The sequence below is a fragment of the Bradyrhizobium sp. ORS 278 genome (assembly GCF_000026145.1).
In the GTDB taxonomy this organism is placed as follows: Bacteria; Pseudomonadota; Alphaproteobacteria; order Rhizobiales; family Xanthobacteraceae; genus Bradyrhizobium.
This window is the reverse complement of record NC_009445.1, coordinates 1,773,549-1,795,708: the sequence shown is the minus strand read 5'-3', so window position 1 is coordinate 1,795,708 and position 22,160 is coordinate 1,773,549. Positions and strand designations below refer to the sequence as shown.

At 65.0% G+C, this 22,160-nt stretch carries 22 protein-coding genes; 2 read left to right on the top strand and 20 right to left on the bottom strand.

The features are described from left to right. Nucleotides 1-10: 10 nt before the first annotated feature. The 11 genes from phoU to BRADO_RS07845 form a co-directional block, all read right to left on the bottom strand. On the bottom strand, nt 11-727 hold the full coding sequence (gene phoU, locus BRADO_RS07895; protein ID WP_011924783.1) for a phosphate signaling complex protein PhoU: 717 nt from the start codon (nt 725-727) through the stop codon (nt 11-13). A 30-nt stretch (nt 728-757) separates the two neighbouring features. Next, entirely contained in the window at nt 758-1,579 is an 822-nt protein-coding gene (pstB, locus tag BRADO_RS07890; RefSeq protein WP_041756237.1) for a phosphate ABC transporter ATP-binding protein PstB, read from the bottom strand. Continuing rightward, the gene (pstA, locus tag BRADO_RS07885; protein ID WP_011924781.1) at nt 1,576-2,451 is read right to left on the bottom strand and encodes a phosphate ABC transporter permease PstA; all 876 of its coding nucleotides are present in this window, start codon (nt 2,449-2,451) and stop codon (nt 1,576-1,578) included. Before pstA ends, pstB begins: the two co-directional genes overlap by 4 nt. Nucleotides 2,452-2,455: 4 nt before the next feature. Beyond that, nucleotides 2,456-3,454: a phosphate ABC transporter permease subunit PstC gene (gene pstC / locus BRADO_RS07880; RefSeq protein ID WP_041756236.1), complete on the bottom strand. Its 999-nt coding sequence runs from the start codon at nt 3,452-3,454 to the stop codon at nt 2,456-2,458. A 96-nt stretch (nt 3,455-3,550) separates the two neighbouring features. After that, nucleotides 3,551-4,561, bottom strand: coding sequence for a phosphate ABC transporter substrate-binding protein PstS (pstS, locus tag BRADO_RS07875; protein ID WP_011924779.1), 1,011 nt, complete (start codon nt 4,559-4,561; stop codon nt 3,551-3,553). A 955-nt stretch (nt 4,562-5,516) separates the two neighbouring features. Then, nucleotides 5,517-5,840: a hypothetical protein gene (locus tag BRADO_RS07870; protein ID WP_011924778.1), complete on the bottom strand. Its 324-nt coding sequence runs from the start codon at nt 5,838-5,840 to the stop codon at nt 5,517-5,519. Between the two features lie 183 nt (nt 5,841-6,023). Further along, complete coding sequence (locus BRADO_RS07865; protein ID WP_011924777.1) at nt 6,024-6,212, bottom strand: hypothetical protein; 189 nt, start codon at nt 6,210-6,212, stop codon at nt 6,024-6,026. A gap of 52 nt (nt 6,213-6,264) precedes the next feature. Then, nucleotides 6,265-6,513, bottom strand: coding sequence for a type II toxin-antitoxin system HicB family antitoxin (locus tag BRADO_RS07860; RefSeq protein ID WP_011924776.1), 249 nt, complete (start codon nt 6,511-6,513; stop codon nt 6,265-6,267). After that, nucleotides 6,510-7,106 (bottom strand): hypothetical protein, encoded by a 597-nt coding sequence (locus BRADO_RS35365; protein WP_011924775.1) that lies wholly within the window; start codon nt 7,104-7,106, stop codon nt 6,510-6,512. Before BRADO_RS35365 ends, BRADO_RS07860 begins: the two co-directional genes overlap by 4 nt. A gap of 175 nt (nt 7,107-7,281) precedes the next feature. After that, nucleotides 7,282-7,737 (bottom strand): hypothetical protein, encoded by a 456-nt coding sequence (locus BRADO_RS07850; protein WP_011924774.1) that lies wholly within the window; start codon nt 7,735-7,737, stop codon nt 7,282-7,284. A gap of 489 nt (nt 7,738-8,226) precedes the next feature. Continuing rightward, nucleotides 8,227-9,156, bottom strand: coding sequence for a hydrogen peroxide-inducible genes activator (locus BRADO_RS07845; RefSeq protein WP_011924773.1), 930 nt, complete (start codon nt 9,154-9,156; stop codon nt 8,227-8,229). A 228-nt stretch (nt 9,157-9,384) separates the two neighbouring features. Here BRADO_RS07845 and katG point away from each other — a divergent pair, with 228 nt between their 5' ends. After that, nucleotides 9,385-11,565, top strand: a complete 2,181-nt coding sequence (gene katG, locus BRADO_RS07840; RefSeq protein WP_011924772.1) for a catalase/peroxidase HPI — start codon at nt 9,385-9,387, stop codon at nt 11,563-11,565. Nucleotides 11,566-11,653: 88 nt separating this feature from the next. Here katG and BRADO_RS07835 read toward each other — a convergent pair whose 3' ends face one another. Next, nucleotides 11,654-12,466 (bottom strand): lytic transglycosylase domain-containing protein, encoded by an 813-nt coding sequence (locus tag BRADO_RS07835; RefSeq protein ID WP_041756235.1) that lies wholly within the window; start codon nt 12,464-12,466, stop codon nt 11,654-11,656. A 314-nt stretch (nt 12,467-12,780) separates the two neighbouring features. Here BRADO_RS07835 and BRADO_RS07830 point away from each other — a divergent pair, with 314 nt between their 5' ends. Next, nucleotides 12,781-13,380 carry a PepSY domain-containing protein gene (locus tag BRADO_RS07830; protein ID WP_041756234.1) on the top strand — a complete coding sequence of 200 codons (600 nt, stop codon included), beginning with the start codon at nt 12,781-12,783 and terminating at the stop codon, nt 13,378-13,380. Nucleotides 13,381-13,475: 95 nt separating this feature from the next. On the opposite strand, the gene BRADO_RS07825 is transcribed toward BRADO_RS07830, so the two are convergent. From BRADO_RS07825 to BRADO_RS07790, 8 genes are all read right to left on the bottom strand, one after another. Beyond that, nucleotides 13,476-14,165, bottom strand: a complete 690-nt coding sequence (locus tag BRADO_RS07825) for a TetR/AcrR family transcriptional regulator (protein WP_011924769.1) — start codon at nt 14,163-14,165, stop codon at nt 13,476-13,478. 150 nt (nt 14,166-14,315) lie between these two features. Beyond that, complete coding sequence (locus BRADO_RS07820; RefSeq protein ID WP_173363491.1) at nt 14,316-15,038, bottom strand: HAD-IA family hydrolase; 723 nt, start codon at nt 15,036-15,038, stop codon at nt 14,316-14,318. After that, the gene (cbbX, locus tag BRADO_RS07815; protein ID WP_011924767.1) at nt 15,038-15,979 is read right to left on the bottom strand and encodes a CbbX protein; all 942 of its coding nucleotides are present in this window, start codon (nt 15,977-15,979) and stop codon (nt 15,038-15,040) included. The genes BRADO_RS07820 and cbbX overlap by 1 nt, the downstream gene beginning before the upstream one ends. Nucleotides 15,980-16,141: 162 nt before the next feature. Beyond that, nucleotides 16,142-16,561, bottom strand: a complete 420-nt coding sequence (locus BRADO_RS07810; protein ID WP_011924766.1) for a ribulose bisphosphate carboxylase small subunit — start codon at nt 16,559-16,561, stop codon at nt 16,142-16,144. A 72-nt stretch (nt 16,562-16,633) separates the two neighbouring features. Continuing rightward, nucleotides 16,634-18,094, bottom strand: coding sequence for a form I ribulose bisphosphate carboxylase large subunit (locus tag BRADO_RS07805; RefSeq protein ID WP_011924765.1), 1,461 nt, complete (start codon nt 18,092-18,094; stop codon nt 16,634-16,636). A 34-nt stretch (nt 18,095-18,128) separates the two neighbouring features. Continuing rightward, on the bottom strand, nt 18,129-19,211 hold the full coding sequence (gene fba / locus BRADO_RS07800) for a class II fructose-bisphosphate aldolase (protein ID WP_011924764.1): 1,083 nt from the start codon (nt 19,209-19,211) through the stop codon (nt 18,129-18,131). Between the two features lie 43 nt (nt 19,212-19,254). Continuing rightward, nucleotides 19,255-21,282: a transketolase gene (gene tkt, locus BRADO_RS07795; RefSeq protein WP_041756233.1), complete on the bottom strand. Its 2,028-nt coding sequence runs from the start codon at nt 21,280-21,282 to the stop codon at nt 19,255-19,257. Next, nucleotides 21,279-22,154: a phosphoribulokinase gene (locus BRADO_RS07790; RefSeq protein WP_011924762.1), complete on the bottom strand. Its 876-nt coding sequence runs from the start codon at nt 22,152-22,154 to the stop codon at nt 21,279-21,281. The genes tkt and BRADO_RS07790 overlap by 4 nt, the downstream gene beginning before the upstream one ends. Between the last annotated feature and the right edge of the window lie 6 nt (nt 22,155-22,160).

The following is a 22,160-nucleotide window of genomic DNA, read 5'->3' as shown; positions in this document are numbered from 1 at the left end:
ATCGTCTTTCTCAGTTGCCGGGGATCGTGGTCGCAAAACTGGTCATGTCGCCCTTGGGGCGCTTGTCCATGATCTGCTGGCCCTCGATCATATAGAACACCGTCTCGGCGATGTTGGTGGCGTGATCGCCCATCCGCTCGATGTTCTTGGCGCAGAACATCAGATGGATGCAGAACGAGATGTTGCGCGGGTCTTCCATCATGTAGGTGAGGAGCTCGCGGAACAGCGAGGTGCAGATCGCGTCGACCTCCTCGTCGCCTTTCCACACCGTCATAGCCGCCGGCAAATCGTGCGCCGCATAGGCATCCAGCACCGTCTTGACCTGCGACTGAACGAGGTCGGTCATGTGCTCCAGGCCGCGGATCAGCTTCAGCGGATGAAAGTCGCTCTCCAGCGCGGCGACGCGCTTGCCGATGTTCTTGGCGAGGTCGCCGATCCGCTCCAGATCGGTGGCGACGCGCATCGCACCGACGATCTCGCGCAGGTCGACGGCCATCGGCTGGCGGCGGGCGATCGTGAGCACCGCGCGCTCCTCGATGACGCGCTGCAGCTTGTCGACCTCCGCGTCACCGGCGACCACCTTCTGGCCGAGCGCCACGTCGCGCCGCACCAGCGCGTCGACGGAATCGACGATCAGCCGTTCGGCAAGGCCGCCCATCTCCGCCACCAGGCGGGTCAGATCCTGCAGATCGCTGTCGAACGCCTTGGCGGTATGTTCACTGGCCATGATGATCTCCTGAGGGCATTGCTGTCGGCGTCAGCCGAACCGGCCGGTGATGTAATCCTGGGTCCGCCGATCGCTCGGCGAGGTGAATATCTTGCTGGTGTCGTCGAACTCGATCAACTCGCCGAGATACATGAAGGCGGTCTTGTCGGAGACGCGCGCCGCCTGCTGCATGTTATGAGTCACGATCGCGATCGTATAGTTCTCCGAGAGCTCCTGGATCAGCTCCTCGACCTTGGCGGTGGAAATCGGGTCGAGCGCCGAGCACGGCTCGTCGAACAGGATGACCTCTGGACGCACGGCGACCGTGCGGGCGATGCACAGGCGCTGCTGCTGGCCGCCGGACAACGACAGGCCGGAGGCGTTCAGCTTGTCCTTGACCTCGTTCCACAATGCGCCGCCGCGCAGCGCCTTCTCGACGCGGTCGTCCATCTCGGACTTCGAGATCTTCTCATAGAGGCGGATGCCGAAGGCGATGTTCTCGTAGATCGTCATCGGGAACGGCGTCGGCTTCTGGAACACCATGCCGACCCGCGCGCGCAGCAGGTTGAGGTCGAGCTTGGGGTCGAGAATGTTGGTGTTGTCCAGCATCAGCTGGCCGACCGCGCGCTGGCCCGGATAGAGGTCGTACATCCGGTTGAAGATGCGCAGCAGGGTCGACTTGCCGCAGCCGGACGGGCCGATGAACGCTGTGACCCGATTGGTGCCGAGCGCGAGGTTGATGTTCTTCAGCGCGTGGTGGTCGCCGTAGTAGAAGTTGAGGTTGCGCGCGGTCACTTTGGCCGGCGCCTCCGGCAGCGACTTCGGAGGAATGGCGGCCGTCGGGCTGCTCACGGAGACGGACATGTCGGTCATTTCGAGCTCCTCTCGGCGCCAAGGATGCGCGCGCCGATGTTCAGGGCCAGGACGGTCAAGGTGATGAGAAGAGCGCCGCTCCAGGCCAGCTGCTTCCAGTAGGCATAGGGGCTCTGGACGAAGTTGTTGATGGTCACTGGCAGGTTGGCCATCGTCTTGTTGAGGCTCAGGCTCCAGAACTGGTTCGACAGCGCGGTGAACAGGAGCGGCGCGGTCTCGCCGGCGACGCGGGCGGTCGCCAGCAGCACACCGGTGATCAGGCCGGAGCGCGCGGCGCGATAGGCGATGCGGCGGATAACCAGCGAGCGCGGCAGGCCGAGCGCGGACGCCGCCTCGCGCAAGGGATTGGGAACCAGCAGCAGCATGTCCTCGGTGGTACGCAGCACGACCGGGATCACGATCACCGCGAGCGCGAGCGAGCCGGCAAGGGCGGAGAAGCCGCCCATCGGTACGACAACGGCGCCATAGATGAACAGGCCGATGATGATCGAAGGCGCCGACAGCAGGATGTCGTTGATGAAACGGATGACCGAGGTCAGCTTGTCGTTGCGGCCGTACTCGGCAAGATAGGTGCCGGCGAACAGGCCGAGCGGCGCGCCAATGCCGACGCCGATGATGGTCATGATGACCGAGCCGACGATGGCATTGCGCAGACCACCATCGCTGGATCCCGGCGGCGGGGTGTCGGCGGTAAAAACCTGCAGGCTGAGGCCGGCGAGGCCGTTGTAGAACAGCGTGAACAGGATCAGAGCCAGCCAGGTCACGCCGAACGCGGCGGCCGCGAAACACAGGCCGCGGACCATGATGTCCGTACGGCGCCGACGGGTGTAGATCGGATTGACGGGTGCGGGCTGAACGTCGACGGCAGTCATGGGCTTATTTCCCCGCCTTGGTCTCGAGCCGCATCAGCATCAGGCGGGCTGCCGCGAGCACGAAGAAGGTCAGAACGAACAGCAGGAGACCGAGCAGGATCAGGCTCGACTGATGCAGCCCGTCGCTTTCCTGGAACTCGGAGGCGATCGCGGCCGAGATCGTCGTGCCCGGCGCGAAGATCGAGGACGAGATCCGGAACGAGTTGCCGATGATGAAGGTCACCGCCATGGTCTCGCCGAGCGCCCGGCCGAGCGCCAGCATGACGCCGCCGATGACACCGACGCGGGTGTAGGGGATCACGACGCTGCGAACGACCTCCCAGGTCGTGCAACCGACACCGTAGGCGGCTTCCTTCAACACCGGCGGCACCGTCTTGAAGACGTCGACCGAGATCGCCGTGATGAAGGGCAGCACCATGATCGCCAGGATCAGCGAGGCATTGAAAAGGCTGAGATAGGACGGCGGACCGGCGAAGATGTCCTGCAGCACCGGGATGTTGGCGCAGAGGCTGATCATGAACGGCTGGAACGTGTAGGCCAGGAACGGGCCCAGCACGAAGAAGCCCCACATGCCGTAGATGATCGAAGGGATGCCGGCGAGCAGCTCGATGGCGATGCCGATCGGGCGGCGCAGCCATTGCGGGCAGAGCTCGGTCAGAAAGATTGCAACGCCGAGACCCACCGGAATGGCGATCAGCATGGCGATGAAAGACGTGACCAGCGTGCCGTAGATCGGACCGAGCGCGCCGAGCACCGGCGGATCAGCCGAGGGCGCCCATCGCTTGGTGACGAGGAATTCGAAGCCGTAGGTCTTCATCGCCGGCCAAGCGCCGATGATGAGCGAGATGATGATGCCACCGAGGATCAGCAGCACCGAGATCGCCGACAGGCGGGTGATCCAGTAGAACGTCACGTCGCCGAGCTTGAAGGCGCTGAGCGCGCGCGCCCGGTCATAGGGCCCGGCAGCGGCCGCGATATCGCTGACTTCGGTCTGAACCGCCATCTCTGCCAATTCTGCCCCCTGTTGTTTTGACACGCCTGACCCCGGTAGCGTCCCCTCCCCCGGCGACCGGGAGAGGGGAATGGTGTTCGTCGACGATCAGCTCTTGATGTCCGACGACCAGGTCTTCTCGATCAGCTTCACGACGCTGTCGGGCATCGGGATGTAGTCGAGCTCCTCGGCCATCTTGTCGCCCTTTTCGAACGACCACTTGAAGAACTTGAGCGCTTCGGCGGAGGCTGCCTTGTCGGTCGGCTCCTTGTGCATCAGGATGAAGGTCGCGGCCGTCATCGGCCAGGACTTGTCGCCGGCCTGGTTGGCCAGGATCACGTAATAGCCGGGAGCCTTGGCCCAGTCGGCGTTGGCAGCGGCAGCCTGGAAGGCCTCGACGGTCGGCTGCACGGTCTTGCCGGCCTTGTTGACCATCGCGGTGTAGGTCAGCTTGTTCTGCTTGGCATAGGCGTACTCGACATAGCCGATCGAGTTCTTGGTCTGGCTGATGTTGCCCGACACACCCTCGTTACCTTTCGCGCCGACGCCGACCGGCCACTCGACGGCGGTGTTGGAGCCGACCTTGCTCTTCCAGTCGGCGCTGGCCTCGGAGAGATAATAGGTGAAGTTGAAGGTCGTGCCCGAGCCGTCGGAACGGCGGACCACGGCGATCGCATCGCTCGGCAGCTTGACGCTGGGGTTCAGCTTCTTGATCGCGGCGTCATCCCACTTGGTGATCTTGCCGAGATAGATGTTGGCGAGCGTCTCGCCGTCCAGCACCATCTCGCCCGGCTTCACGCCCTCGAGGTTGACGACCGGCACGATGCCGCCCATCACCTGCGGCCACTGCACCAGGCCGTCCTTCTCGAGCTGCTCGGCCTTGAGCGGCGCGTCGGTGGCGCCGAATGTCACGGTCTTGGCCTGGATCTGCTTGATGCCGCCGCCGGAACCGATCGACTGGTAGTTCAGACCGTTGCCGGTCTCCTTCTTGTAGGCGTCAGCCCACTTCGAATAGATCGGGAACGGGAACGTCGCGCCCGCGCCGGTGATGTCGGCAGCGAATGCCGACGTCGATGCGGCGACCAAGCCGGCAGCGACGATAGCTTTGACGAAATTCATAGCTGGTCTCCATGCTTGGGAAGCGAAGCGCCATTTGCACCCGATTGCGCTTCCCGGGCCGCTTTACGGGGCCTCAGTGTGGCTTTTATAAAGGTTCAATGACAGCTGGATGACAGACACAAAGCATTGATAAATATTGAAAATTCGATTCCGACCCGAACTTCTACGGTCAATCTGGCGGTGTTCCATGACGCTCCTGCACGCGGCTTGGGAGAGCGGTGCTCACGCCGGATGCGGCCGGGGCGGGTCACGGTCGGCCGTCATCAATTCGTGTCTCGTTGGTCCAGCCCACGCGTCAGATTCAGTGTCGTCCCGGCCTTGAGCCGGGACCCATAGCCACTGGCCGGTGTGGCCGGGTGAGATTCGTCCAAGCGCGTGCCCCGAACAACTCCCTGGGGTTATGGGTCCCGGCTCAAGGCCGGGACGACAGCGGAGAGCGTGGCTCACAGTTTCCATCTCACCGCTAGGCCTCAGACAAATCATTGCCTTCCCGCGGCACATCGTGCCCGGGTGATGCATCGATCATGTCCCCCTTGAAACACGAGAGGGCGCGGAGAAGGCCGGGAGCCTGCCGCCCCCATGGCCCGCCTGCAGAAGAAAAAAGCAGGCGGCAGTCACCACAGGTTTGGCCGGAACATCCCGGCCTTCCCCGCGCGATGGTTTTACGGTGTCCTTCGTGCTCTCCCTGGGGATCGGCGTTCTTGCCCCCATCGCCCGCGCGTGCCGTCAAGCAACGATCACGGACTTGACCTCAGCGTCGAGAGGCCAGGACCACACGACTTGGCCGTCCGTGCCGACATGCGCTCGTCCAGCGCAGCCGTCACGTCCATCGCAGCCCACCTCCACGTTCGTGACGACGCGTACGTCCCTCTGCTCGAGGCGGGTCGGGCCTACATAAGCACAACTTCTGAAATTTGGCAATATATTTTTATTTTATCGAACAAATTGGCTGACATCAGCCGGTCTGAGGGTGACCCGCCCTATCCTTCAGGATCTCGCGCGCCGCGGCCGCGATGCGCCGGCACAGAGACAGCGCGGTCTCTCTGTCCCTGACATGGAAGATCTCGTCGCTGATCAGGCGGTCGTCGAGCCAGGCGCGAAAGGCCTGCTCGCTGTCGGGCGTGAACGTGCCCTCCTCGTAGATGAAGCCGCAAAGCGGGCCCTCGATCACGTAGTCGGTCTCGGCCGCGAGCTGCGAAGGCCGCGCGCATTGCGCCCAGACGCGGCCAGCGTCGTCGACGAAGGCGAGAACGCCGTCGTCGCGCTGTTCTAATCGCATCTTAATTCCCCACGCAGTTACATAGGAGCGAACTCTCTCCGCGTCATTGCGAGCGCCGCGAAGCAATCCAGAGTCCCACCCACGCCCCTGGATTGCTTCGCTGCGCTCGCAATGACGGAGGAGAGATCGTGGATGTGACTGCCAGACTCGTGGCGGGAGGAAAGGTGACCCGGGATCGCGCTCCTATCCCGGACACTTGATCTCCTTGTACACCGCATCCGCAAACGCCTTGATGCCGGTGTTGATGCGCAAGGGGGAGGTCAGCGTCTGGTAGGTGACGATGCCGCGGGTGATCGACAGCACCTTGTAGCTCTCGGCGATCTTCGTCTTGTAGCATTTGCCGACCTGGATGGCGTCCTCAGTCAGTGGCATGGTCTCTCTCGTGGCTTGTCCAGTTGCTCGTCCCGTTCATTGGGGCGTCGGCTCATCGAATCATGCGTGGCGCGGACGGCGCCCCGGCGCGCGCTGCGCCGGGAAGCGGCGGCTCGCGGTCGACGGCCTTGAGCGCGTCGAGGGCGGCAAACAGTGCCTGCTGTCCATCGCTGACGGCCTGCTCCGTCGTTTCGCCGACGCCGATGACGCCCGGACAATCGGGGAAGGTGACGAGGAAGCCGCCGCCGTCCTCGGCGCCGAGCACGCTCACCTCATAGCCATAGGCGCCGGGATTGCTCATCGCGCCGCCTCGTCCATGCGGTCGATCATCGCGACGAAAGCACGGACATGCGGGGCCCTGATCGGAGCCTTCAGCGGAATGGTCACGCAATGCGGCACCGAGGGATGCAGGAAGACCTCATGCGTGCCGGTGATCTTGCGAAACTTCATCGCGTAATGCGAGGCGATGATCTCGAGATGGACCGGCTTCCAGTCGCCCTGCGGATTGGCGCGCAGCGCTTTGAGACGCTGGTTGTGCGCCCGGCCCTGTCGGGTTTCCGACACACCTGCAGGAGACGACCCGCCATTGTCGGCCTTGACGGGGGCGTCGGGCAGCACCAGGCGAAGGAAGGCTGCGATGAAATCGCCGACGCTGTCGTTGCGATGCGCGAGCCGCCAGTTCTGCGACAGCACGACCTTCACGCCGCTCCGGGCATTGTGGAGCGCGACGAGCTCGTCCATCATCGTCAGCACCCTGACGGCGCTGAGATTATACGGCTCCTGCGTGAACTTGCGGGTGAGGTCGATGCGCTCCCTGCGCAGGCTGGCGTTCCTGATCAGCCAATCGACGATCGTTTCGCCCCAGAACGCCTCGGTGTTGACAGCCTCAGACATGACCGATCTCCGGACCGCGCACGATCGACGCGCAGCCGCTCACCGGAGATCGATACAAGAGCCATGCCACCGCCTGGAGGCGCCAGGGCGAACGGTTCAGCACGGAGGCCGTCAGCGATCGTCCGCCTGCGCGATGGCTCGCGCAGGCGGGATCACGTGATCGATCGGCAGAGGCTCACCAGATCGGGCCGCCCCACGGTCCGCCACCCCAGCCGCCATAGTAACGGCGCGCGTAATAGGGACGACCGTAATACGGCGCGTAGCCGACGCCGGCATAACCATACGGATAGCCACCGTCGTAATAATAGGGATCGTCATAGTAGTAGGGCGTTGCCGCGGCCGCGATGCCAGCGCCGAGCAGTGCGCCGGCGGCCAGCGCGCCGCCGCCCCAGCCCCATCCGCCACCACGCCATCCACCTCCACGCCATCCACCGCCGTGCCAGCCGCCACCGTGCCAGCCGCCGCCGAACCCGCGGCCGCCCCAGCGCACCTGCGTCGTGCTGAGCGGCGCAATTTCGGGCTTTGCGGCGGCCGACAACGCCGTCATCGGGGCCGACATCGCCGGCGCATTCGCACCGGCCAGCAGCGCCCCCGACAGGGCCAGCGCCGCCACGACATTCAAGCTTCGCATCACCAGGACTCCTCGACAGAGATCATCACGCATGACGGCTCCCCGTTTCGATGGGGCGCCGTCGCCCGCCGCGGCTGCGACGGCTTGGAGCACGTGAGTTGCTCGAGGCTGTGAACCGCCAGTCCGCGCGCGCGTTCCACGCAAAAACGCCAGTCGTGGCATGACCAAAGAGCCAGTCGTGGCACGAACATTGGCGCTGTTTCCAGGTCCCTTCGGCACGGCCGGTTAGCTCCCCTCCCCCTTGCGGAGAAGGGTCGGGGTTGGGGGTCTCCGGGCGCTGAACTTCGTAATGAGCAAAGTCGCCTTTGTTGATACAGCACGGATCGCGAGTTACCGAAGAGTTGGGTGATCACCGCTGAGAGCACGTTCCGTGGACCCCCACCCCCGCCCCCTCCCCGCAAGGGGGAGGGGAGCGCACCGCGGTCGCGGCGGGCGCCTGAAGCCCGACTGGGATGAAATGATGGGCTTCAGCCGGACGCTCCTGGCTGCTCAGCCGCGCCGCTTCCTGCCCTGCCCCGCCGCGGCCTGCTTGCGCAGGCTCTCCGCCGCGCCGCCGACGATCTCGGAAATCTGCATCAGCTGCTTGGCGAGGGGGCTGGTCTTGCGCCAGACCATGCCGATGGTGCGCTGGGGCTGCGGCTCGGCGAAGCGCGCCAGCGACACCGACGCCGAGCGCGTCTCGACGGCGACCGCCATCTCCGGGATCAGGGTCACCCCCATGCCGGCGCCGACCATCTGCACCAGGGTCGACAGCGAGGAGGCATCGAGCATCTCGCGCGGCGCCTGCATGTTGCAGAACGACAGCGCCTGGTCGCGGAAGCAGTGCCCCTCCTCCAGCAGCAGCAGCCGCATCTCGCGCAGGCTCTCGCTGCTCGGCACCGCAGCGCCTTCATATTCAGGTGGACGGACCAGAAGGAAGTTTTCCGAGAACAGCGCGACCTCGGTCAGCGACGGTTCCGACACCGGCAGCGCGACGATCGCGGCATCCAGCCGGCCCTCGACCAGCTCCTCGATCAGCTTCGGCGTCTTGGATTCGCGGACATGGATGTCGATCTCGGGATGCTTGCGGGTGAGGTCGCCGATCACTTTCGGAAGGAGATACGGCGCGACCGTGGGGATCATGCCGAGCCGCAGCCGTCCGGTCAGCGTGTCGCGCGAGGCGCGGGCGAAGTCGCCGAGCTCGTCCACCGAGCGAAGGATCTCGCGGACGCGCGCGGCGAGCTGCTCGCCGAACCGCGTCAGCACCACCTGGCGCGCGTTGCGCTCCAGGAGAACGCCGCCGAGCGCGTCCTCCATCTCCTTGATCTGCATCGACAGCGCCGGCTGCGAGATCGCGCAGGCCTCCGCGGCGCGGCCGAAATGGCCGAGACGCGCCAGCGCGTCGAAATAGCGAAGCTGCCGCATCGTCAGGTGGATCATCAGATTATCTTATCGTTGGTCGACATGGAGTCAATTTTGACCCGCCGCAATCTCAGGGTGTACCGACAACGCGTGATTGCTGCCGGCGGTGGGCCCGCGTCACATCATCTTCATCAGATAATCTTATCGTTACGATCATCAATCTCAATTTCCCCTGATCGAAGCAGCCGCGTAGGGTCCCGCCACCCACCCCAGGGGGAACAATGCCGTTCAGGTCAGGAGGCAAACATGGATGACGTCAGCAAGTGCCCGTTTTCGGGCGGCTTGAAGGGATTCAAGAACAAGGACTGGTGGCCGAACCAGCTCGATCTGTCGGTGCTGCATCAGCATTCGAACCTTTCCGATCCGCTCGGCGAGGCGTTCGATTACGCCAAGGAATTCAAGAGCCTCGATCTCGACGCGCTGGTCAAGGACTTGCACGCGCTGATGACCGATTCGCAGGAATGGTGGCCGGCGGATTTCGGCCATTATGGCCCGCTGTTCATCCGCATGGCGTGGCATGCCGCCGGCACCTATCGCATCGGCGACGGCCGCGGCGGCGCCGGCACGGGTCAGCAGCGCTTTGCGCCGCTGAACAGCTGGCCTGACAATGCCAACCTCGACAAGGCCCGCCGGCTGCTGTGGCCGATCAAGCAGAAATACGGCCAGAAGATCTCCTGGGCCGATCTGTTCGTGCTGACCGGCAACGTTGCGCTGGAATCGATGGGCTTCAAGACCTTCGGCTTCGGCGGCGGTCGCGCCGACACCTGGGAGCCGGAGCAGGACATCTATTGGGGTCCGGAAGGCAAGTGGCTCGCCGACGAGCGCTACAGCGGCGATCGCGAGCTCGCGGGCTCTCTCGCCGCCGTGCAGATGGGCCTGATCTACGTCAATCCGGAAGGCCCGAACGGCAAGCCGGATCCGGCGGCCGCTGCCCGCGACATCCGCGAGACCTTCGCCCGCATGGCGATGAACGACGAGGAGACGGTCGCGCTGATCGCCGGCGGTCACACCTTCGGCAAGACCCATGGCGCCGGTGACGCCTCGCTGGTCGGTGTCGAGCCGGAAGGCGCCGACATCGCGCAGCAGGGCCTGGGCTGGGCGAGCAAATACGCCTCGGGCAAGGCCGGCGACACCATCACCTCCGGCCTCGAGGTGATCTGGACCACCACGCCGACGAAGTGGAGCAACAACTACTTCGAGAACCTGTTCAACTACGAATGGGAGCTGACGAAGAGCCCGGCGGGCGCGCATCAGTGGACGCCGAAGGGCGGTGCCGGCGCCGGCACCGTGCCGGATGCGCACGATCCGTCCAAGCGCCACGCGCCGTCGATGCTGACCACAGACATCGCGCTGCGCGTCGACCCGGCCTATGAGAAGATCTCGCGCCGCTTCCTGGAGCATCCGGATCAGTTCGCCGACGCGTTCGCCCGCGCCTGGTTCAAGCTGACCCATCGCGACATGGGCCCGAAGGCGCGCTATCTCGGCCCGCTGGTGCCGAAGGAGGAGCTGATCTGGCAAGATCCGGTGCCGGCGCTCGATCATCCCGTCGTCGACGACAAGGACGTCGCCGCTCTCAAGGCGAAGATCCTTGCCGCGGGCCTCTCGGTGTCGCAGCTGGTCTCGACCGCCTGGGCCTCGGCCTCGACCTTCCGCGGCTCGGACAAGCGCGGCGGCGCCAATGGCGCGCGCATCCGCCTCGCTCCGCAGAAGGACTGGGCGATCAACAACCCGGCTGAACTGTCGAAGGTGCTCGCCAAGCTCGAGGGCATCCAGAAGGAGTTCAACGGTTCAGCCACCGGCGGCAAGAAGGTCTCGCTCGCCGACCTGATCGTGCTGGCCGGCAATGCCGGCGTCGAGGCGGCGGCCAAGAAGGCCGGCGTCGAGGTGACGGTGCCGTTCGCACCGGGCCGCACCGACGCCTCTCAGGAGCAGACCGACGTCGAGTCGTTCGCGGTGCTGGAGCCGACGCATGACGGCTTCCGCAACTATCTCTCCGGCAAGCAGTGGCTGTCGGGCGAGGAGCTGCTGGTCGACAAGGCGCAGCTGCTGACGCTGACCGCGCCGGAGACGACCGTGCTGGTCGGCGGCCTGCGCGTGCTCGGCGCCAATGCCGCCGGCTCCAAGCACGGCGTGTTCACGACGCAGCCGGAGGTGCTCTCCAACGACTTCTTCGTCAACCTGCTCGACATGGGCATCGCGTGGACGCCGGTCGATCAGGGCGAGCACACCTTCGAGGGCCGCGACCGCAAGTCCGGCGCCGTGAAGTGGACCGCGACCCGCGCCGACCTGATCTTCGGTTCGCACTCGCAGCTGCGCGCGCTCGCCGAGGTCTATGCCAGCTCGGACGCCAAGCAGAAGTTCGTCAAGGACTTCGTCGCCGCGTGGACCAAGGTGATGAACCTCGACCGGTTCGAGCTGAAGGCGTGATGCCGAAGCCTGACTGACTAACGAGAAGCGGCGCTTCAGTGATGAAGCGCCGCTTTCTTGTTTGCAGATGTTCTATCGGTTTCGCGTCTCACCGCTCCGCGGCCGAGCCGCCGCCGTCGATCTGGCGGCCCATCAGGGCGATCGCCTTCTGGTAGACGCCGGCGGCGTTCCAGGCTTCGATGGCGGCGAAGTTCGGTTCGCCGGGCTGGTAGCCGGCGCCGGCCTTCCAGCCATTGGCGCGGAGGAAGTTGGCGGTCGAGGCCAGCGCGTTGGCGGCGACGTCGAGATTGCCGACGCCGTAGGCCAGGATGTTCTTGGGCATGAACTGGGTCTGCCCGACCTCGCCATGCATCGAGCCGCGCGTCGCGCCCGACAGCACGCCGCGGTCGATCAGCTTCAGCGCGGCATAGAGCTGCTCGGTGAAGAATTCGGGACGGCGGCAGTCATAGGCAAGCGTCGCGATCGACGACAGCATGTGTTGATTGCCGCGCTGGCTGCCGAAGCCGCTCTCCATGCCCCAGATCGCGATCAAGGGCCCCGGCGGCACGCCGTAGCGCTGCTCGATGGAGGCGAACATCGCCGCCTGCGACTGCTTGAGCTGGCGGCCGCGCGCGACGATTGCCGCCGCCCCGCGCTTGGCCAGGAACTGATCGAGCGACAGCTGGAAGCTGCGCTGGCCGCGATCGGCAGCGATCGTCGCGGACGCGTAGTTGGTCTGCATCAGCGCCGACAGCGCGGTGCCTCCGATACCCTTGGCGCGCGCCTCCTCGCTGAAATCGCGCTTCCACGCCTCGAAGCCGGCCGGCGACGTGCCGCACTGCGCCGCCTGGGCTCCGCTGAAGGCCGCGAACAAGGTCGCGGCGGTCAGGGTGATCGTGATGATGGCCCGGCGCTTGATCATTGATGCTCCTCTGGTGGCGTCGTCACGCGTGCCGCATGACAGCCGCGTGACATCCGGTGACGCCAACGCGGCCCTCTCGACTGGTGCGGTGAAACACCGATAACCTAACTCAGTTGTCGACAAACGCGAAGCGCAGTGCGAGTGAGGTTCCCCGGAGGTTCCTCTCACGCATGTGATCGCGTCGGAGCCTCGCCGGCGAAAGCCCGCATTGACAACCTCTCGGTGCCGGATCTAAAGAAACGAAACGGTTTAGTTCTTAACTTTTGATTCGGACATCGCGCCCACACTGGCCGTGCCCTTTCACGGAGCAGCCCATGACACGCAAGGTCGTTTTCGCGCTGATGCTGTCGTGCTGGACGGCCATGTCACCGGGCGCCGTCTGGGCGACAGCCAATGAAGCGCCGGGCTCCGCAGCGGGCACGACCACCGCGCCCTCGACGGATCCGGCCCTCAGCCAGGAGACGATCGACCGCGAGCTCGACCGGTTCCGCCGCTCGGGAGTATCGCTGCACCAGGCGCTGCGGATCGCCGAGAAGATGCATCCGGGCTCGCGGACCGCCGACATCAGCTTCGAGGGCGGCCTCGATGTCCCCGTCTACAAAGTCCGCACGCTGCGGAGCGGCCAGATCTGGGAGTTCGACATCGATTGCTCGACCGCCAAGGTGCTGAACAGCGTGCTGTTCTCGACGGTGGACCGTCTGAACGAAACCGATCGCAACAGCCTGGCCGCGCTCAATGGGGTCACGCTCAAGATGTCCGATGCGATCCGGATCGCGGAGCGCTCGGCCGCCGGGCGGGCCATCAGTGGCGGTCTCATCAACAAGGACGGCAAGCTGGCCTTCATTGTCGTCGTGGTCAGCGGCAAGGACCTGAAGCAGGTCACGCTGGAGCCGACATCGCTGCGGCGACGCTGACCCCGCGGACGCTCAGCCGCATCGAACGGGCGGCAGACGTGGCCGCCTGCGACATCATGTCTCTGTAAGATGTCTGGTCGCTTCAGCGCTTCAGGTCACAGTTTGGCGTGCAGCGCGAGAAAAATCTTGACGCGCTCGCGCACGAAGCCGGGCATCTCCTTGCGGATGGTCCTCTCCTTCATGCCCATCAGCGCGCGCATCAGGAGCGGCAGCACGATCAGGTCGATGAAGATCTCCGCCGCGGCCTCATACGTCTTTGAAGGCGGGCGCTTCGGAGCGGCAGAGCCGATGGTGTCGGCGAGCAGTCCCGCGACCACCTGGGTGGTACGCTTGCGCGAGACCTCGTGGAATTGGCAGCTGAGATCAGGAAAGCGGTAGGCCTCGCCGATCGTGACGCGCAGCAGGCCGATCGATTCCTTCATCGCTCGGTCGACGATCGCCGTCGCAAGCCCGGCCAGCTTCTCCTGAACCGTCCCGGCCGGCGGCGTGTAGGTCGAGCGCAGCGCCGTCAGCTCGCCGATCGAACGTTCGACGATGGCGGCGAACAGGGCGGGCTTGCCGGCATAGCGCGCGTAGATGGTGGGTTTGGAAGCCGGCGCCCGCTCGGCGATTTCATCGATGCTGGTCCCGTCGAACCCGCGCTCGAGAAACACCTCGCGCGCCGCATCCAGGATCCGCTCCTCGATGTTGCCGGCGAGGGCCTTTGGCGGCCGCCCGACCCGGCCGCGCAGACCGACCGTGCGCGCGACGTCACCACGTTTCACCTTGGCCTGCGTACGGGCCATACTCCAAGACCTCGACTCGACATGTCAGTCCGTCGGCAAGGGATTACACGTTCTCAGCTCTGCAGCAATAGAACGCCAGACGCGAGGCAGCTATGCGCGCGGAGGTGTACATAATTGGACATGCAGAACACGATCGAACATCGACCGACATCAAACTATCAGCTCGCTGAGATCGTCAAGCACGGCCAGCGCGCCGTCGAACGTGTCATCGTGAAAATACAGGCTGCGGGTGATCAGCACGGGAACGCCCGCGCGGACCGCCGCCATCAGCCCATTGCCGGAGTCCTCGACGGCAAGGCAACTCGCCGCCGGCAGATCGAGCTGAGACAACACCTCGAGGTAGACATCGGGGGCGGGCTTCTTGCGTGCCACATCATCGGCGGCGACGACAGCAGCGAACTTGGTTTCCCAGTCCGCCCCCAGCACGGGCGCGAGCAGCGCATCGATGTTGACGCGGGTGGTCGTCGTCGCGATCGCCACCCGCTGCTCGCGCGCCCAGGCCGCGTCGAGCAACTCCCTCACGCCCGGGCGCAGCGGACACCCTTTGTCGGCCATGAGAGCGGCGAACCGCTCCGTCTTGATGCGATGGAGCTTCGCGATGACCGCGTCGCTCAGGGGCGGCCCGGACCGACGCATCTGATCGAAGGCCCGGATCCGCTCCTTGCCGCCGGCGACCCGCAGCAGCTCCTTGTAGATCCGCCGGCCCCAGTGCCAGTCGATGCCGCCGGCAACGAACGCCTCATTGAACGCTTCGCGATGGATTTCCTCGGTTTCAGCCAGCGTGCCGTCGACGTCGAGGATCAGCGCGCCGGCGTCGGCGATGCGGCGCCGCAGATCGTCCAACGGTGAGTTCTTCACCAACGCGAGACTCATCACTTCGACTCCGCTTTGACGTCGCCCTGGCTGTCAGCTTTGGCAAACACGCGGCTCGCCAGCACATCGCTGGCTTCAATGGACATCACGTCGTCGGATGTTAGCACACGGTCGAGCCGCGACACCAGCCGGTTGGCCTGCCTCAACCGGACACGATCCAAGGCATTACGGATCGAGCGGGCATTGGAGAACAGGGGCTGGGTCCTGCGCACGGCGATGTACTTTTCGAACGCGACTCGCGCATCGGGGGTAAACCGGTAGTTCTGGCCGTCCAGCATCATCTCGGCGATGGTCAGGAGCTCGCCTTCCGAATAATCGGGAAAGTCGATGTGATGGGCGATGCGCGAGCGGAACCCGGGATTGCTCTGGAAGAACTTCTCCATCCGGTCGGCGTAGCCGGCCAGAATGACCACGAGGTCCTCGCGCTGCGACTCCATGATCTGCAGCAGGATCTCGATCGATTCCTGACCGTAGTCGCGCTCGTTCTCGGGCCGGTAGAGATAATAGGCCTCATCGATGAACAGCACGCCGCCCATCGCCTTCTTGAGCACCTCTTTCGTCTTCGGCGCCGTGTGGCCGATATATTGACCGACCAGATCGTCGCGTGTGACGCTGATCACATGACCGCGGCGAACGAAGCCGAGCCGGTGCAGGATGCCGGCCATGCGCAGCGCCACGGTGGTCTTGCCGGTGCCGGGATTGCCGGTGAACGACATGTGCAAGGTCGGGAACGTCGTCGCCAGGCCCATCTTCTGGCGGATGCGCTCCATCAGCAGCAGCGAGGCGATCTCGCGGATCCGCGTCTTGACCGGGACCAGGCCGACCAGCTCACGGTCGAGCTGCTCCAGCACGGGCGCGATATCGACGCTCTCGAACTCGCGGCGCAGATCGATGGTGTCGACCGGCGTCGCCTGATCGGCGTCCGCCTGCGTGGCCTGCATCATGGGCTCGTCCTCCGCTTGCCGAAGTTCGCACGGGCTGGCGGCAGATTCTCCCCGCGAACTCCGGCAAGCAGGGGTCGCCGTCTCATTGAATTTTATTGTTGCGGCGGAGCCGGCGCTGAAGTCCCACCGCGCTGGCGGGGACTTCAGCACCGGCTGACGTTATGAGTAGCGCTCGCCCTCAGGGCGCTCGGCCGCGTAGGACCGCGTCGAGTAACGCAGATTGCGGCCGACGGTTTCCTGGCGATCGAGCCGGAAACCCGGCTCAGTCTTCGGCCGGTTCACGATGAAGGACAGCCGCGTCGATTCCCAGCCATGGCTGGAGTCGAACGCCGAGATGCGGATGTAGCGGTCGCCATAGATCTTCCGGCATTCGGCGAGCTCACGCATGATGCCGGCGGCATCGCGCAGGTCGAACATCGGCAGGCCCCACATCTCCCAATAGGTGTTGCGGGGATGCGGATCGTCGGTGAACTCGATGTTCACTGCCCAGCCTTTTTCGAGGCAGTACTGGATCTGGGCCGCGATCTGATCATCGGTCAGATCGGGCAGGAAGGAAAAGCAGCCTTGGGTCACGCGCATGGGAATGTCTCCTGATTTCGCTGCGACACGCGAGCCGGTCTCCGGCCCGCCCAGCGACGAATCGAATGGGGTTTAGGCCGCGGGGGTGACGGTCGGGACGAAGTCCGGAGAGTCCGTCGATTCGTAGTTGAAGGTGACGTCCTTCCAGATCTCTAGCGCCTCGCGCAGCGGCGTGCAGGTCATCGCCGCCTTGGCGAGAATCTCCGGACCCTCGTGGACGTAGTCGCGGCCCTCGTTGCGGGCGAGGATCATCGCTTCCAGCGCGACGCGGTTGGCGGTCGCGCCGGCGGCGATGCCGCGGGGATGGCCGATGGTGCCGCCGCCGAACTGCAGCACGACGTCCTCGCCGAGCAGGTCGAGCAGCTGGTGCATCTGGCCGGCATGGATGCCGCCCGAGGCCACCGGCATCAGCTTGTTGAGGCTCGCCCAGTGCTGGTCGAAGAACACGCCGTGCTCGAGCCGCATCGGGTTGAAGTCCTCGCGGCAGATGTCGTAATAGCCGCGCGTGGTGTTCGGATCGCCTTCGAGTTTGCCGACCACGGTGCCGGCATGGATGTGGTCGACGCCGGCGAGCCGCATCCATTTGGCGATGACGCGGAACGAGACACCGTGCGCGCGCTGCCGCGTGTAGGTCGAATGTCCCGCGCGATGCAGATGCAGGATCATGTCGTTCTTGCGGGACCATTTCGCCATCGACTGGATCGCGGTGTAGCCGATAACGAGGTCGATCATGATGATGTTCGAGCCGAGCTCCTTGGCGAACTCGGCGCGCTCATACATGTCCTCCATCGTCGCTGCGGTGACGTTGAGATAGGTGCCCTTGATCTCGCCGGTCGCCGCCTGCGCCTTGTTGACCGCTTCCATACAGTACAGGAAGCGCTCGCGCCAATGCATGAAGGGCTGCGAGTTGATGTTCTCGTCATCCTTGGTGAAGTCGAGACCGCCCTTCAGCGCCTCATAGACGACGCGGCCGTAGTTGCGTCCCGAGAGACCGAGCTTCGGCTTGACGGTGGCGCCGAGCAGCGGACGGCCGAACTTGTCGAGCCGCTCGCGCTCGACGACGATGCCGGTCGCCGGGCCCTGGAAGGTCTTCACATAGGCCACCGGCAGCCGCATGTCCTCCAGCCGCAGCGCTTTCAGCGGCTTGAAACCGAACACGTTGCCGATGATCGAGGCCGTGAGGTTGGCGATCGAACCGGGCTCGAACAGATCGAGATCGTAGGCGATATAGGCGAAGTAGCTGCCCGGCGAGCCCGGCACCGGCTCGACGCGGTAGCACTTGGCGCGATACTTCTCGGCGGCGGTCAGTCGGTCGGTCCACACCACGGTCCAGGTCGCGGTCGAGGATTCACCGGCAACCGCGGCACAGGCCTCGACCGGGTCGACTCCGTCCTGCGGAGTGACGCGGAACAGCGCGATCACGTCGGTGTCATTGGGCTGATAGGACGGTTCCCAATAGCCCATCTTCTTGTATTCCATCACGCCGGACTTGTAGCGATCCTTGCCGCGGACGGTGATCGATTGGTCGTTCATGTGTTCCTCCTGATGTTCGTTATCGACGTTGACGTCACGCAGCTTCGGTCATTCCCCCGACGCGCGGATCGAGCGCGCCGGAGCGATAGCGCTTGGCCATCTCCGACAGCGGCAGCACCTTGATCTTCGACGCGTTGCCGGCGGCGCCGAATTGCTCGAACCGCTCGCGGCACAGCTCGCGCATGGAATCCATCGCCGGCTTGAGGAACTTGCGCGGATCGAACTCGCTCTTCGACGAGGCGCCGACTTTCCGGAAGATCGCGGTCATCGCCAGCCGGCAGTCGGTATCGATGTTGACCTTGCGGACGCCGTGGCGGATTCCGCGCACGATCTCCTCGACCGGCACGCCCCAGGTCTGCGGCATCTCGCCACCGAACTGATTGAACATGTCCTGCAGCGACTGCGGCACGGAGGAGGAGCCGTGCATCACCAGGTGCGTGTTGGGCAGCCGGCGATGGATCTCCTCGATGACGTTCATGGCGAGGATCTCGCCATCGGGCTGACGCGAGAACTTGTAGGCGCCATGCGAGGTGCCCATCGCGATCGCCAGCGCGTCCACCTTGGTGGCGCGGACGAAATCGACGGCCTGGTCGGGATCGGTGAGCAATTGGTCGCGGCTGACCTTGCCTTCCAGGCCGTGGCCGTCTTCCTGTTCGCCGCCACCGTGCTCGAGCGAGCCGAGCACGCCGAGCTCGCCCTCGACGGAGGCGCCGACCCAATGCGCCATGTCGGTGACGCGGCGGGTGATGTCAACGTTGTACTCATAGTCCGCTGCGGTCTTGGCGTCGGCCTTCAGCGAGCCGTCCATCATCACCGAGGTGAAGCCGTATTTGATCGCGGTCGCGCAGGTCGCCTCGTCATTGCCGTGGTCCTGGTGCAGGCACAGCGGAATCTGCGGATACATCTCCTCCAGCGCGTCGATCATCTTCGACAGCATGATGTCGCCGGCATAGGAGCGCGCGCCGCGCGAGGCCTGGATGATCACGGGCGCGTCGACCGCGGCCGCCGCCTCCATGATCGCGAGCCCCTGCTCCATGTTGTTGATGTTGAACGCCGGCACGCCGTAGCCCCGCTCGGCGGCATGGTCCAGCAATTGTCTGAGCGTGATCCGCGCCATGTTCGTCTCCGTCCCTGTTCGATGTGATGTCGTATGGCGCGGCTCAGGACGCGCGCGACCGGGTGATGTTGCGCTTGGCGGCGTCCACGACGGCTGCCGGCGTGATGCCGAACTCGCGGTACAGCACATCGGCCGGCGCGGAGGCGCCGAAGCCGTGCATGCCGACGAACTCACCGGCATCGCCGAGCCAGCGCGCCCACTCGCCCTCGATGGCGGCCTCGACGCCGATCCGCGGCGCGCTGCCGAGCACGTCCGCGCGATACTCCGCGCTTTGCTTGCGGAACAGTTCGAAGCAAGGTGCCGACACCACGGCCGCGCGGACATTCTCCGCCGCCAGCAGCTTTGCCGCCTCCAGTGCAATCGCCACTTCCGACCCGGTCGCGATCAACGTGACGTTACGGCCGCCATCCGGCTCGACCACAACATAGGCGCCGAGCGCCACCTTGTTGTGATCCGAGGCCTCGGTGCGGAAGGCCGGCAGCGCCTGACGTGACAGGCACAGCACGGATGGCGACGTCTCGGCCCGGAGCGCACAATCCCAGGCTTCCGCGGTCTCGACGGCATCGGCCGGACGAAACACCAGGAGATTGGGAATGGCGCGCAGGCTCGGGACATGCTCGACTGGCTGGTGCGTCGGGCCATCCTCGCCGAGACCAATGGAGTCGTGCGTCATCACGTGAATGACGCGGATGCCCATCAGCGCGGCGAGACGGATGGCCGGCCGGTTGTAGTCGGCAAACGCCAGGAAGGTGCCGCCATAGGGAATGAAGCCGCCATGCAGCGCGACGCCGTTCATGGCCGCGGCCATCGCGTGCTCGCGCACACCGTAATGGACGTAGTTGCCGTCCATGCTCGACGGCGTCACTGATTTGTGCGTCTTCGCCTTGGTCAGGTTGGAGTGGGTCAGGTCCGCCGAGCCGCCGAGCAAATTCGGCAGCACCGTCGCGATCACGTCGATGACGTTCTGCGACGCCTGACGCGTGGCGATCTTCGGCTTCTCAACCGTCAACTGCGCGATGAATTGCGCCATGCGCTCGATGTAGGCCGCCGGCAGTTTCTTGTTCAGCGCATCGTGACAGGGCGAGCGGTCGGCCGTGCCGAGCTTGCGCGCGCGCTCCTTCCAGGCCTGGCGGACGCTGCGGCCACGCGCGCCGATCTCGCGCCAGCTGACCAGAACATCGGCCGGAACTTCGAACGGCCGGTGCGGCCAGTGCAGCGCGGCGCGGGTCTTGTCGACCTCCTCCGGCCCGAGCGGCGCGCCATGCGCCTTCTCCGAGCCCTGCCGTCCCGGCGAGCCGAAGCCGATCGTGGTGCGGCACGCGATCATGCTCGGGCGGTCGCTCTGCCGCGCGGCGGCGATGGCGGCTTCGATCGCCTGGGGATCATGGCCGTCGATGCGGCTGGTCGCCCAGCCCGAGGCGGCGAAACGCGCGGGCTGATCGTCGGAACACGCGAGCCCGGTCGAGCCGTCGATCGAGATGCCGTTGTCGTCGAACAGCACGATCAGTCGGTTGAGCCGGAGATGGCCGGCAAGCGAGATCGCCTCATGGCTGATGCCCTCCATCAGGCAACCATCGCCGGCGATGACATAAGTGTAGTGATCGACCAATTCGTCGCCATAGCGCGCGTTCATCAGGCGCTCGGCGAGCGCCATGCCAACGGCTGTCGCGATGCCCTGCCCCAGCGGCCCCGTGGTCGTTTCGACGCCCGGCGTGTGACCATATTCCGGATGCCCCGGCGTCTTGGCGCCCCATTGCCGGAACGCCTTGATTTCGTCGATCGTGACCGCCTCATAGCCCGTGAGATGCAGCAGCGCGTAGAGCAGCATCGATCCGTGGCCGGCCGACAGCACGAAGCGGTCGCGATCGGGCCAGGCGGGGTCGGCCGGATCGAACTTCATGAAGCGGGAGAACAGCACGGTCGCGACGTCGGCCATGCCCATCGGCATGCCGGGGTGACCCGACTTCGCCTTCTCCACGGCATCGATGGCCAGGAAGCGGATCGCGTTCGCCATTTCGGCGTGGGCCGGATCAACTTTGGCGGCTGCCTTTTGCACGGCGGTGGCGGTCATAGCGTGCGCCTCTTTCGGTCCATCAGTTGCATGATCATCGGGGTGAGAATGAGCTGCATGGCGAGGTCGAGCTTCGAGCCATGGATCACGATCGAATTGGCGCGCGACATGAAGCTGCCGTGGATCATCGACAGCAGATAGGGAAAGTCGATGCCGCGGGGGTTCTTGAGGCGGATGACGACCATCGACTCGTCGGGCGTCGGGATCCAGCGCGCGATGAACGGGTTCGACGTGTCGACTGTCGGCACGCGCTGGAAGTTGATGTCGGTCTCGGAGAATTGCGGGATGATGTAGTTCACATAGTCCGGCATGCGCCGCAGGATGGTGTCGGTGACCGCCTCGGTGGTGTAGCCGCGCGACGCACGGTCGCGATGCAGCTTCTGGATCCATTCGAGATTGATGACCGGGACGACGCCGATCTTCAGGTCGGCATGCTGGGCGATGTTGACCATCTCGGTGACGACGGCGCCGTGCAGGCCTTCATAGAACAGAAGATCGGAATCCGCCGGCAGCTGCGTCCACTCCGTGAAGGTGCCGGGCCTCGCGTCGTAGAGCCGCGCCTCCTCATCATCATGCACGTAGTGGCGCGTGGTACCCGTGCCCGTTTCCGAATAGTCGCGGAAGGTCTTCTCGAGCTCCTCGAACAGATTGGTGTCGGGGCTGAAATGGCTGAAGTGCTTGTTGCCCCGCTCGGCCTCCTCGACCATCTTGCGGCGCATCTCCTCGCGATTGTAGCGGTGAAAGGCATCGCCCTCGATATAGGCGGCCTTGACGTTCTCGCGGCGGAAGATGTTCTCGAAGGTCTTCTTGACCGACGTGGTGCCGGCGCCCGACGAGCCCGTGATCGAAATGATGGGATGACGACGTGACATGACTAT

Bases quoted from the DNA above. Each gene is read 5' to 3' on its own strand.
- BRADO_RS07820 (WP_173363491.1), bottom strand. From the start codon at position 15,038: ATGAGTCTCGCGTTGGTGAAGAACTCACCGTTGGACGATCTGCGGCGC.
- phoU (WP_011924783.1), bottom strand. From the start codon at position 727: ATGGCCAGTGAACATACCGCCAAGGCGTTCGACAGCGATCTGCAGGAT.
- BRADO_RS07825 (WP_011924769.1), bottom strand. From the start codon at position 14,165: ATGGCCCGTACGCAGGCCAAGGTGAAACGTGGTGACGTCGCGCGCACG.
- pstC (WP_041756236.1), bottom strand. From the start codon at position 3,454: ATGGCGGTTCAGACCGAAGTCAGCGATATCGCGGCCGCTGCCGGGCCC.
- BRADO_RS07830 (WP_041756234.1), top strand. From the start codon at position 12,781: ATGACACGCAAGGTCGTTTTCGCGCTGATGCTGTCGTGCTGGACGGCC.
- katG (WP_011924772.1), top strand. From the start codon at position 9,385: ATGGATGACGTCAGCAAGTGCCCGTTTTCGGGCGGCTTGAAGGGATTC.
- fba (WP_011924764.1), bottom strand. From the start codon at position 19,211: ATGGCGCGGATCACGCTCAGACAATTGCTGGACCATGCCGCCGAGCGG.
- BRADO_RS07810 (WP_011924766.1), bottom strand. From the start codon at position 16,561: ATGCGCGTGACCCAAGGCTGCTTTTCCTTCCTGCCCGATCTGACCGAT.
- BRADO_RS07850 (WP_011924774.1), bottom strand. From the start codon at position 7,737: ATGCGAAGCTTGAATGTCGTGGCGGCGCTGGCCCTGTCGGGGGCGCTG.
- BRADO_RS07865 (WP_011924777.1), bottom strand. From the start codon at position 6,212: ATGCCACTGACTGAGGACGCCATCCAGGTCGGCAAATGCTACAAGACG.
- cbbX (WP_011924767.1), bottom strand. From the start codon at position 15,979: ATGCAGGCCACGCAGGCGGACGCCGATCAGGCGACGCCGGTCGACACC.
- BRADO_RS07805 (WP_011924765.1), bottom strand. From the start codon at position 18,094: ATGAACGACCAATCGATCACCGTCCGCGGCAAGGATCGCTACAAGTCC.
- pstS (WP_011924779.1), bottom strand. From the start codon at position 4,561: ATGAATTTCGTCAAAGCTATCGTCGCTGCCGGCTTGGTCGCCGCATCG.
- BRADO_RS35365 (WP_011924775.1), bottom strand. From the start codon at position 7,106: ATGTCTGAGGCTGTCAACACCGAGGCGTTCTGGGGCGAAACGATCGTC.
- pstA (WP_011924781.1), bottom strand. From the start codon at position 2,451: ATGACTGCCGTCGACGTTCAGCCCGCACCCGTCAATCCGATCTACACC.
- tkt (WP_041756233.1), bottom strand. From the start codon at position 21,282: ATGACCGCCACCGCCGTGCAAAAGGCAGCCGCCAAAGTTGATCCGGCC.
- BRADO_RS07790 (WP_011924762.1), bottom strand. From the start codon at position 22,154: ATGTCACGTCGTCATCCCATCATTTCGATCACGGGCTCGTCGGGCGCC.
- BRADO_RS07860 (WP_011924776.1), bottom strand. From the start codon at position 6,513: ATGAGCAATCCCGGCGCCTATGGCTATGAGGTGAGCGTGCTCGGCGCC.
- BRADO_RS07870 (WP_011924778.1), bottom strand. From the start codon at position 5,840: ATGCGATTAGAACAGCGCGACGACGGCGTTCTCGCCTTCGTCGACGAC.
- BRADO_RS07835 (WP_041756235.1), bottom strand. From the start codon at position 12,466: ATGATCAAGCGCCGGGCCATCATCACGATCACCCTGACCGCCGCGACC.
- BRADO_RS07845 (WP_011924773.1), bottom strand. From the start codon at position 9,156: ATGATCCACCTGACGATGCGGCAGCTTCGCTATTTCGACGCGCTGGCG.
- pstB (WP_041756237.1), bottom strand. From the start codon at position 1,579: ATGACCGACATGTCCGTCTCCGTGAGCAGCCCGACGGCCGCCATTCCT.